The organism is Peterkaempfera griseoplana, from assembly GCF_001418575.1.
Classification (GTDB): Bacteria; Actinomycetota; Actinomycetes; order Streptomycetales; family Streptomycetaceae; genus Peterkaempfera; species Peterkaempfera griseoplana.
Window position 1 is genome coordinate 1 of record NZ_LIQR01000557.1, and the last position, 2,250, is coordinate 2,250.

At 75.2% G+C, this 2,250-nt stretch carries 1 protein-coding gene; it reads right to left on the reverse strand.

What is annotated here, in order from left to right; translation table 11 throughout:
- A partial coding sequence (locus AOK09_RS32520) for a glycosyl hydrolase family 95 catalytic domain-containing protein (RefSeq protein WP_055590814.1) occupies positions 1 to 2,250 on the reverse strand: 2,250 nt, incomplete at both ends.

A 2,250-nucleotide genomic window follows, 5' to 3' on the forward strand; every position in this document is an offset into this window, starting at 1 on the left:
CTGATCCTGCCCGCGGGCAGGTCCCAGGCCAGCTCGGTGACGGTGGCCCGGAAGCGGGTGCGGATCCCCGCCAGGGTGCCGACCGGGAGGGACTCCGGCAGGGCCGGGAGCAGGGTCAGCCCCGCGGCCCCGTCGGGGCCTGCCGGACGGGAGTTCACCAGCATCTCGATCAGCACCGCCGGCAGTGCGTGCGCCACGTCGGCGTTGTAGACGTCACGGTAGGGGTAGTGACTGCTCATCAGCGAGCGGAAGAAGAAGTCCCGGTCGAGCAGTCGGGAGAGGTTGCGGGCGGCCCAGCCGGCGTCCTCCAGGCGGGCCGCGGCCAGGGCGCGGTGCAGATAGCCGTGGCCGGAGTCGTTCTCGTCGCCGCGCAGCCGCAGCGCGGTGCGGGCGGCCTCCGCGAGTTCCGGGGTGCTCTCGGGGGTGATCTCGTCCAGCGGCCAGGCCGGGTAGAGGTGGCTGACGTGCCGGTGGTCGTAGTTCTCCCGGTGGCCGGGCCACGCCCACTCGGCGAGGGCGCCGTCGTCGTTGACCACGTACTCCGGGAGGCGGGCGGCGAGCTGCCGCCACAGGGCGGTGCGCTCGGGGGTGACGCCGGACGGGCTGAGCCTGGCGCACAGGTCGGCCGCGGTGGTGAGGGCGTGCCGGGCCGCGGCGATGTCCATGGTGGCGTTGACGGAGGCCGCCGGGCCCCCGGCGCCGTCGCCCCCGGGGTGGTTCTCCGGCGAGTACGAGGGGACGATGACGACCCGGCCGTCGGGGCCGGTCCTGGTGAGGAAGTCCTCGTAGAAGGCTGCGACCTCGATCAGGGCGGGCAGCAGCCGCTCGCGCAGGAACACCTCGTCACCGGTGGTCTCGACGTACTCCAGCAGCGGCTGCAGCAGCCAGTCGGCTCCGGCGGTCCACATGTGGTGGGCCCAGATGTCGTTGAAGTGGTACTGGTTGCCGTTCTCCCCGTCGGTGTGGGCGGGGGCGACGATGCCGCGGGTGCCGTAGAGCAGGCGGGCGTTGCGGCGCCAGTCGTCGAGCTGGCCGAGGACCAGCTCGGCGTGGGCGAGCGACACCTCTGGGAGCGCTCCCGCGGCGGCCGAGGCGATCTGGAGGTTGAGGTTGGCGTTGGTGGTGAAGGCGCCCGACCAGGCGGTGTTCCAGTCGCCGGTCCACAGCCCGCACAGCCGCGGCGGCCTGAAGCCGCTGGCGCTCAGCAGGTGGTAGCGGCCGGCCGCGAAGAGCTGCTCCAGCAGGGCGGGGGTGAGCCGCCCCGGGGTGGCGGCCTGGCGGGCCAGCAGTTCGGCGACCGGCAGCGCCCGCTCCCCCGGGTCGCCGTGCAGGTCCAGGGTGACCCGGTCGTAGGCCTCGCGGTGGATCGGGACATGACGGGCCAGCAGCCCCACCAGGTCGTCGGGGATATCGTACATCCCGGTGTCCAGCCGGGTCAGCTCGGTGCAGTCCGCGGTCACCGGACCGCGGGCGGTGCGGATCAGCAGCAGCATCTCGCGGGCGCCGGTGACCCGGATGCGCGGCCCGTCGCAGACCACCTCGCCGCCCACCGCGATCACCCGGGTGGCACCGCGGTAGCCGATCTCGCTGTCGGGGTAGCGGGCGCGCAGCCGCAGCAGCGCGGAGTCCCGGGGCGCCGGCGGGGCGGCGGGGGTGCCGGGGACGGCCGGCGCGGCGAGCGGCCCGGGCCGGTAGACCGAGCGGACGGCCAGCCGCAGCTCCGGCGGGGAGCCGGGGAGGCGGCCGTCGAGCTCCACGGTGGCCTCGACGGTGCGGCCCAGCGGTGCGGCCAGGTGGTGGACGACGGTGTCGTCCGCGCGCGAGGTGAAGCAGGACGACCGCCACTCGCCCTCGCCCGGTCCCTCCTGCCAGGCGGCCGAGGCGATGCCGGTACGGAAGTCGACCCAGCGGCGGTAGCCGGTCGCAGGGCCGGCGTCGGTGCGGTGCCAGCGGACCGCGAAGGCCGGGTGGAACGGCTGGGTGTGGACCAGCTCCCAGTCGCCTGCGAAGCGGCGGACCGCGCCGTCCCGGTCACCCGCCAGCAGGGCGTCCTGGACCTCGCCGAGGACGGGGGCCAGGTGCGGGGGCTCGACCGCGGCGCTGCCGTTGGGCCGGACCATGGCGTGGTGGGTGACCACCACGGTCTCGTCCGCGGTGGCTCCGTGGACCAGGGCGCCATGGCGGCCGTTGCCGGTGAGGTAGCAGTCCTCCCACCGGGTGGCGGGGGCGGTGTCGTGGATGCCGCGGCCC